This is a genomic window from Mesorhizobium sp. M5C.F.Ca.IN.020.29.1.1, assembly GCF_003997375.1.
GTDB lineage: Bacteria > Pseudomonadota > Alphaproteobacteria > Rhizobiales > Rhizobiaceae > Mesorhizobium > Mesorhizobium wenxiniae.
Genome location: NZ_RZSW01000273.1, coordinates 1 through 8,044, shown reverse-complemented (window position 1 = coordinate 8,044; position 8,044 = coordinate 1). Strand labels below are relative to the sequence as shown.

The 8,044-nt window shown below is 65.5% G+C and carries 6 protein-coding genes and 1 pseudogene; 3 read left to right on the top strand and 4 right to left on the bottom strand.

Translation table 11 applies throughout. The features are described 5' to 3' along the window. Both EOA85_RS39145 and EOA85_RS20810 read left to right on the top strand, forming a co-directional pair. Positions 1-133 (top strand): annotated as a pseudogene (locus tag EOA85_RS39145) (xanthine dehydrogenase family protein subunit M); the annotation flags it as partial. Beyond that, entirely contained in the window at positions 130-2,451 is a 2,322-nt protein-coding gene (locus EOA85_RS20810) for a xanthine dehydrogenase family protein molybdopterin-binding subunit (RefSeq protein ID WP_127210997.1), read from the top strand. The pseudogene EOA85_RS39145 and the gene EOA85_RS20810, both read left to right, overlap by 4 nt. A 200-nt stretch (positions 2,452-2,651) precedes the next feature. Here EOA85_RS20810 and EOA85_RS20800 read toward each other — a convergent pair whose 3' ends face one another. After that, a complete protein-coding gene (locus tag EOA85_RS20800) occupies positions 2,652-3,413 on the bottom strand; it encodes a slipin family protein (RefSeq protein WP_065008625.1) in 762 nt (253 codons plus the stop codon). Beyond that, on the bottom strand, positions 3,410-4,807 hold the full coding sequence (locus EOA85_RS20795) for a nodulation protein NfeD (protein WP_127210996.1): 1,398 nt from the start codon (positions 4,805-4,807) through the stop codon (positions 3,410-3,412). Before EOA85_RS20795 ends, EOA85_RS20800 begins: the two co-directional genes overlap by 4 nt. 406 nt (positions 4,808-5,213) lie before the next feature. Here EOA85_RS20795 and EOA85_RS20790 point away from each other — a divergent pair, with 406 nt between their 5' ends. Beyond that, positions 5,214-5,957 carry a 2OG-Fe(II) oxygenase gene (locus EOA85_RS20790; protein ID WP_065008675.1) on the top strand — a complete coding sequence of 248 codons (744 nt, stop codon included), beginning with the start codon at positions 5,214-5,216 and terminating at the stop codon, positions 5,955-5,957. Between the two features lie 276 nt (positions 5,958-6,233). Here the strand turns inward: EOA85_RS20790 and EOA85_RS20780 are convergent, their stop codons facing one another. Both EOA85_RS20780 and EOA85_RS20775 read right to left on the bottom strand, forming a co-directional pair. After that, positions 6,234-6,920: a pseudouridine synthase gene (locus EOA85_RS20780; RefSeq protein WP_245485904.1), complete on the bottom strand. Its 687-nt coding sequence runs from the start codon at positions 6,918-6,920 to the stop codon at positions 6,234-6,236. Positions 6,921-6,960: 40 nt separating this feature from the next. Continuing rightward, positions 6,961-7,680, bottom strand: coding sequence for a GntR family transcriptional regulator (locus tag EOA85_RS20775; protein WP_127210994.1), 720 nt, complete (start codon positions 7,678-7,680; stop codon positions 6,961-6,963). Positions 7,681-8,044 lie beyond the last annotated feature (364 nt).

Sequence of the window (8,044 nt, the reverse complement as noted above, 5' to 3'; positions counted from 1 at the left end):
ATCTGATACGGTCCGGCGCGCCAGCCTGCTCGCCATCGAGGGCGCCCTCGACCACGGCGCCAACCATTACAAGATCGAACTGGCGCCGCGCGTCGTCGCTCGCGCCATCCTCAAAGTGGGAGAAACGGCATGACCGTTCACGAGTTGAGAACAAGACATGATGATTCGAAGAGGGGCGATGCATCGGACGGCGCCGCCCTCGCGGACCAGGTTGGCGGGCGGCTGTCGCGCGTCGATGGCCCGGCCAAGATCACCGGGGCTGCAAAATACGCCGTCGAGCAGCAGCTTGACGGACTCACCCACGCCGTTCTCGTCGAGAGCACGATTGCGGCCGGCAAGGTGCGTTCGATCGACGCGGCTGCGGCCGAGGCAGGGCCGGGCGTGGTTCTGGTGCTGACGCCGGACAATGCGTTGCGCCTCAACACCGCAACGGACTGGCTGGGCACGCCGCCGCCGGATGTTCCGTATTGTCCGCTGGCGCGCAACATCACCTTCAGTGGTCAGCACGTCGCGGCGGTGGTGGCCGAGAGTTTCGAGCAGGCCGTCGCGGCTGCAGCGCTGGTCAGGGTCGCCTATGACGAGACACCGGCCATCGTCGACCTTAGCGATGCGAAGGCCGGCGACGGCATTCCGATCGACGCGATGACGAAGGAGTGGGGCGATGCGCAGGCGGCTTTCGCCGCCGCCCCGGTGCGGATCTGCGCCGCCTACAACACGCCGCGCGAATACCAGACGCCGATGGAACCGCATGGCCTGATCGCGCACTGGCAGGGCGACCAGCTGACGGTGTGGGAGCCCAGCCAATGGCTCGACGGCATGGCGCGGACCTATGCCGAATGGTTCGGCGTGCCGTTCGAGAATGTGCGCCTGGTCTCGCCCTATATCGGCGGCGGCTTCGGCTCCAAGGCGTTCGCTTACGGCTATGGCGCGGTGGCGGCGATGGCCGCGAAAATGCTGGGACGGCCGGTGAAACTGGCGGTCACCAGGCCGCAGACCTTCACCGCCTATGGCGGGCGGGCGGCGACACGTCAGACGGTGGCGCTCGGCGCCGACGCCGAGGGAAAGATCCAGTCGATCGTCCATCGCGGCGTCAACGAGACCTCGGTCGACGGCATATGGGTCGAGCCGCTCGGTTCGGTTACCTCGATCATGTATGCGACGCCGAACTTCTCGTCGCGGCAGAATGTCGTGCGGGTCAACACCGTGGTGCCGGGCGCTTTGCGCGCGCCGGGCGAGAACCCGAGCGCCTTCGGCATCGAAAGCGCGATCGACGAGCTAGCTTACGAGGTCGGCATCGATCCGCTGGAAATCCGGCTCAGGAACTACGCCGAGCAGGATCCAGAGGCGAAAAAGCAATGGTCGACACGACAACTGCGCGAGGCCTACGTTGCCGGTGCCGAGGCCTTCGGCTGGTCGAAGCGCAGCCCAGAGCCACGCTCGATGCGCGACGGCAACCAGCTGATCGGTTGGGGCGTTGCCGCCGGCACCTATCCGGTGCGGCGCGCCTATGGCGAGGCGATGGTGCGCATCCTCGCCGACGGCTCGGTCGAGGTCGAAAGCTCGAGCATCGACATGGGGCAGGGCACTTATACGATCCTGGCGCAGACCGCCGCCGAAGTCGTGGGCGTGCCGGCTGAGAACGTCGTGGTGAAGCTGGGCGACTCCCGCTATGCCCGCGCCGGCGTCACCGGCGGTTCGCGGCTGGCCGGCGTGATGACCGGCGCCGTGCACAAGGCGGCGACTGCCGCGCTCGACCAGCTGGTCGGGCTGGCGATCAGCGATCCAAATTCGCCGTTCCATGCACTGCAGGCCAACACGCTGGTCGTCGCTGAGGGCCGCATAAAGTCGCCTCGCGGCGAGGGGCCTGAGGTCTCCATCGCCGAGCTGCTCGCCAGCGTCGGACGCGAGCAGATTGAGGCGATGGGCGACACCATGCCGGCCAACTCGACGGCGGAGGATCGCTACAAGAACTACACGACCATCGCGACGGCGCTGTCGCACACCGAGGGCGACTATTCCCGCCACAGCTGGTGCGCGCATTTCGTCGAGGTGCGCGTCGACCAGGACTTCGGCACGGTTCGCGTGTCGCGCGTGGTGTCGGCGCTGGATTCGGGCCGGCTCTACAATCCCAAGCTCGCCGAAAGCCAGTGGAAGGGCGGCATCATCATGGGCATCGGCCAGGCGCTGCTGGAGGAAGGCATCGTCGACCGCCGCCACGGCCGCATCGTCAACAACAACCTGGCCGACTATCTGATCGCGACCAATGCCGACATTCCCGACATCGAGGTGATCTCAGTCGGCATCCCCGACCCGCATTCCTCCGTGCTCGGCGGCAAGGGCGTGGGCGAGCTGGGCATCGTCGGCGTTGCGCCTGCGATCGCCAATGCGGTGTTCCACGCCACCGGCAAAAGAGTGCGGGACCTGCCGATCACGCTGGAGAAGCTGATTTAGAGGGGAGGGTCGTGCGAAGCGCCCCCCTCTGCCCTGCCGGGTATCTCCCCCCTCAAGGGGGGAGATTATTCGCTCAACTGCTTTCGCCAACCACAAGCGATGGAAAGCTGACGGAGCGCCGAAGCTGCCAATCTCCTCCCTTGAGGGGGAGATGTCCGGCAGGACAGAGGGGTGCTGTCCCTCCAACTTGAGGAGCCAACTCATTTCTCCCCATCCTGCTTGATGAAATGACCGAGCAGGTCCATCGGCACCGGAAACACGACCGTCGACGAGCGCTCACCGGCGATGTCATGGAGCGCCTCGAAATAGCGCAGCTGCATGGCCTGCGGTGTCTCGGACAGCATCTTGCCGGCCTCGACGAGTTTTGCCGCCGCCTGCTGTTCGCCGTCGGCATTGATCACTTTGGCACGCCGCAGCCGTTCGGCCTCGGCTTGCTTGGCGATGGCGCGGACCATGTTCTCGTTGAGGTCGACATGCTTGATCTCGACGTCGGAGACCTTGATGCCCCAGGCATCGGTCCGCTGGTCGAGAATCTCCTGGATGTCGCTGTTGAGCTTGTCGCGTTCGGCCAGCATTTCATCGAGCTCATGCTTGCCGAGCACCGAGCGCAAAGTGGTCTGTGCCAGCTGGTTGGTGGCGGTCATGAAGTCCTCGACCTGGATCACCGCCCGCTCGGCGTCGACGATACGAAAATACAGCACCGCGTTGACCTTCACCGAAACATTGTCGCGCGAGATCACGTCCTGCGGCGGCACGTCCTGGACCACCACCCGCAGGTCGACCTTCACCATCTGCTGCACGAACGGGATCAGGATGATCAGGCCGGGGCCCTTGACCCCGGTGAAGCGGCCGAGCGTGAAGACCACGCCGCGCTGATATTCCCTCAGGATGCGAATGGCCGCGGACAGGAACATGACCACGACGAGCGCTGCTACCAGATAGGCCACATAACCGATGATCACTGCCTTGCTCCATCGCTTCTCACATTGCGACGCCGTATCGTCAGCACGAGACCGCTGACGTCAGCCACCTCGACGCTGTCGCCCACTGCAATGGGTTCGTCGGCTTTCGCCCGCCAGCGCTCGCCCCGGGCAAGCACGTGGCCTTCGCTGCCCTCCCAATCGAGGACCTTGGCCGGCAGGCCTCGCATGGCCTGTGCGCCAACACGCGGAAGGTTCTTGCGGGCCGCCCACAGATAGCTGCCGGTCAACAGCGCCAGGCCGAGCGTCAGGACGGCGGCGGTGCCGATGACGGCCCACGACATCTCGAAGCCGGGCCCCTCGATCCTGAGCAGCATGGCGGAGCCCAGCAGAAACGCCGCCACGCCTCCCAGCCCAAGGACGACTGTGGGATTAAAGACCTCGACGACGAGGAAGATGATGCCAAGCAGCATCAAGGCAAGGCCGGCATAGCTGATCGGCAGGAGATTGAGCGCATAGAGCCCGAGCAGCAGGCAGATCGTGCCGACCACGCCGGGCGCAACCGCACCCGGGCTGGTGAACTCGAAGACGAGGCCATAAACCCCGATCAGCATCAGGATCACGGCGATGTTCGGATCGGTGATGACGGCGAGAAGCCGGATGAGCCAGCCGGGCTCCAGCGTTTCAACCGGCAGCCCTTTGGTCGCCAACACCTCTTTCCTGCCGGCTATTTCCACCGTCCGGCCGTCAGCCAGCTGAAGCAGTTCGGTCGTGTCGCGGGCGACGAAGTCGACGACACGCTCCTGCAGCGCCGCGTTGGCCGACAGGCTGGCCGCCTCGCGCACCGCCTTTTCACCCCAATCGGCATTGCGCCCACGCAGTTCAGCCAGACTGCGGATCAGGGCAACCGCGTCATTCGTTGCCTTGGCGATCATCGCATCGCCCGCCGGTGGGCTCTTCGGGTCCTTGCCGGCTTCTGGGCCATTGTTCTTGTCGTCGCCGCCGGGAAAGGATGGCGGCGGCCCGCCCATCTCGATTGGCGTTGCCGCGCCCAGATTGGTGCCGGGCGCCATCGCCGCCACATGGGTTGCGTAGAGGATGTAGGTTCCGGCGCTCGCCGCATGCCCGCCGGCGGGCGCGACATAGCCGATGACGGGAACCGGCGAGGCGAGGATGTCGGCGATGATCTCACGCATGCTGGTGACCAACCCGCCGGGCGTGTCCATCTGCAGGATGAAAACCTCGGCGTTCCGCTCTGCGGCCACCGCCAGCGCTTCCTCGAACTGCATGGCGCTCGCCGGACCGATGGCGCCGTCTATCTCGATGCGCAGTGCAGTCCTCTCTTGCCCGCTCGCCGCTCCGGTTGCGGAAGAGGAACAAACAGCCACAGCGGCTACAACAGCCGCGGCAATCAGGGCTACACGCGCGAGTTTCACGCTCAAAGCTCCCTATCAGGGATATGGGCCCGATTTTGCCGAAATCCATGCTGCGTCGCGCGCGCAGCGGCGCAATGGCGATTGGCGATCTCCCTCCGCTGGATGACGAGGCAATCGCATATCGGCAAGTGCCCCTCACCCGGATTGGCAACCGAATTGCGAAGGCCAATTCGGGGCAATCCGACCCTCTCTCCAAGGGGAGAGGAGATTGGCAGCGCCGGTGCTACCTCTTCTCCCCGGCGGGGAGAAGGTGGCCGCGAAGCGGCCGGATGAGGGGCCCCCCATATGCGGGGGAGATCGGCAGCTTCAACCCTGTGCCTAACCCATTGGCATGAAACGGGTGGTTTGCGTGCGCTGCTTCACCCATCTGATTGCAGAAGCCGATGAAGCCAGAGGAGGCAAAGCCATGACCATTCATCCGATAGGTTCGAAAGCAGCGGTCCGATCGGCGGAAGCGCGGGTCGCCGGATATGATTGGCAGGCATTGGCCGAGGAGATGAGCGGCTACGGCTGCGCAGTGATGGAAAAGCTGCTGACACCGGAAGAATGCCGGGAGATCGCCGGGCTCTATCCCGACGAAAGCCATTTCCGCAGCCATGTCCACATGGCGCGGCACGGCTTCGGCAAGGGCGAGTACCGCTATTTCCGCTATCCCTTGCCCGAGCTGATCGGCGGCTTGCGCACCGCGCTCTATCCGCGCCTGGCCGCGGTCGCCAACGAGTGGAACGAGCGCATGGGCATCGCCCAGCGCTACCCGGACGAACACGCCGCGTTCCTTAAGCAATGCCACGACCAGGGCCAGACGCGGCCGACGCCGCTTCTGCTGCAATACGTTGCCGGCGACTTCAACTGCCTGCATCAGGATCTCTACGGCGATCTTGCCTTCCCGCTGCAGGTGGCGATTCTGCTGTCCGAACCCGGCGAGGACTTCACCGGCGGCGAGTTCGTGCTGACCGAACAGCGCCCACGCATGCAGAGCCGCGCCGAGGTGGTGCCGCTACGCCAGGGCGATGCCGTCGCCTTCGCGGTTCACAATCGTCCGGTCCAGGGCAGCAAAGGCAGCTACCGCGTCAATCTCAGGCACGGCGTCAGCCGGCTTCGCTCCGGCCTGCGCCACACCGTCGGCATTATCTTCCACGACGCGAAGTAAAGTGTCTTCGAAGGGCCTGCGTAGAGGCGACGGGCGGCTTCGTGCTAAGGGGGTCGGGGCTGGTGGCGACCTTGGTGGACATTCTGTAACGCTGATGATCGGCGACGCCTCGATGAGAGCGCTCCTCTCCCCGTCACTATACGGGGAGAGGATGCCGGCAGGCAGGTGAGGGGCGGCGCCAGCGTGAAATGATTGGCCTGCCCGTCCGGCGATGCCCGCTCTTGTCGGCCGCGAGAATACATGCGCCAACCGCTTTGGTCGCTTCGGCGCCTTCGCTCAGGCCTGAAACAGCGCCAGCTCTTCGGCGGTGAGGTGGCGGGCCTTGCCCTTGGCGAGCTCACCGAGTTGCAACGGGCCGATCGCCACCCGCACCAGGCGAAGCACCTCGACATCGTGCGCGCCGAGCAGCCGGCGAATGTGGCGGTTGCGGCCCTCGTCGAGGGTGATTTCGAGCCAGGCGGTGCTGGTGCCGCTGCGCAGGATGTCGATCGACCGCGCCGTCAAATCCTCGCCGTCGACCGTTGCGCCGGCGCGCAACTGCGCCAGCATGGCCTCGTCGGACAGGGCGCCGATCTGCACGTGGTAGGTCTTGGCGACGTGCGAGGCGGGGTCGAGCAGGCGCTGCGCGAAGCGCGTGTCGTTGGTCATCAAAAGCAGGCCTTCGCTGGCCTTGTCGAGGCGGCCGACCGGCGACACGAAGGGCAGGTCGAGTTCTGCCAGGCAGTCATAGACGGTGCCGCGGTCCTGCGGGTCGTCGCGGGTGGTGACCAGGCCGCGCGGCTTGTTGATCATCAGATAGACCTTGCGCTCGGCGACAACGCGGCTGCCGTCGACCTCAATGCGGTCGCGGCCGGGATCGACGCGCAGCGAGCCGTTGCGCACGATTTTTCCGGCGACCCGGACGCGCCCTTCGGCGACCAGAATTTCGGCCTGCTTGCGCGAGCACAGGCCGAGCTTCGACAGCGCACGACAAAGGCTGACTCCTGGCGGATTGGCTCCGGCGCTAGGCGAGGGGCGTCGCCGGCCGGTATTCGGTCGTGGCGCTATGGTTTTGCGAGAGCGCTCCGGCAAGGTCAGGGCTTTCCCGCCGCCCATCTCCAGCCCTGGCGAGCGGTTCCATGCCTTCGCTGAGGTGCCTTTTCAGGACGCGGAGGGCTGCCTCGGCGTCACGGTGGCGGCAGGTCGTCAACAGGTCGAGGTGCTCCGACTGCGAGCGGCTGCGATAGTTGAGGTTGGACAGGAGAACGCGAACGTAGCGGTCGGCCGCATTGTGGTGGGCTTCGATGAGGCCGAGGAGCCGGGCGTTGCCGCAGGCGCTGTAAAGCGCCAGGTGAAAGGCACGGCTCAGCGATCCGCAGCGGCCGACATTCGGCTCGGCATCGATCTGGTTGAGCACATAGCCGGCCTCGTCTAGTTTTTCTTTGCCGAGGTTGGGGATCGAAAGCCGCAGCGCTTCGCCTTCGAGCAATGCGCGGACCGCAAAGATCTCCCTGTTCTCGGCAGCGTCCATCCTGGCGACATGCGCGCCCTTGGTCGGATGGATCGACACGATGCCTTCGGCTTCGAGCTGGCGAAGCGCGTCGCGGACCGGCATGCGGCTGAAGCCGAACCGCTCGGCCAGGTCGTCCTGACGCAGCGGCGTGCCGGCCGCCAGGCTGCCCTCGGCAATCGATTGGCGCACCACATTCGCCACTTGCTCCGCCACCGTCAGCGGCTTCTGCATCAAGCCTTCGCAAAGCCCGCGCAAACCATTCTCCCTGCTATCCTGCGGGCCTTGCCTAACAGAAAGCAGCTAGGGGGGATATGTGGATTCTCGTATACGAGTATCCCAGCGTGTATTGGCGGTGATGCCGCGTCACGCCGCATGGGCCAGCCGGCCGGCGAGCCCTGCTGCGCGGCTTCGGTTCCGCTGCCATCCGCGTGTTTGAAAATTCCTGGCGCTCAACCGGACGGAACCCGTCTCGGTAGCCGAGCGCCAGGAGATTTTGCGGTCAGGAAAACGGTCACCTGCCTCGGACGCGCCGCTTCCCTCGCTCCGACGTGGTGCCTGGCTGATCGCCGAGGCACCACGATCGTCAATTCGGCCT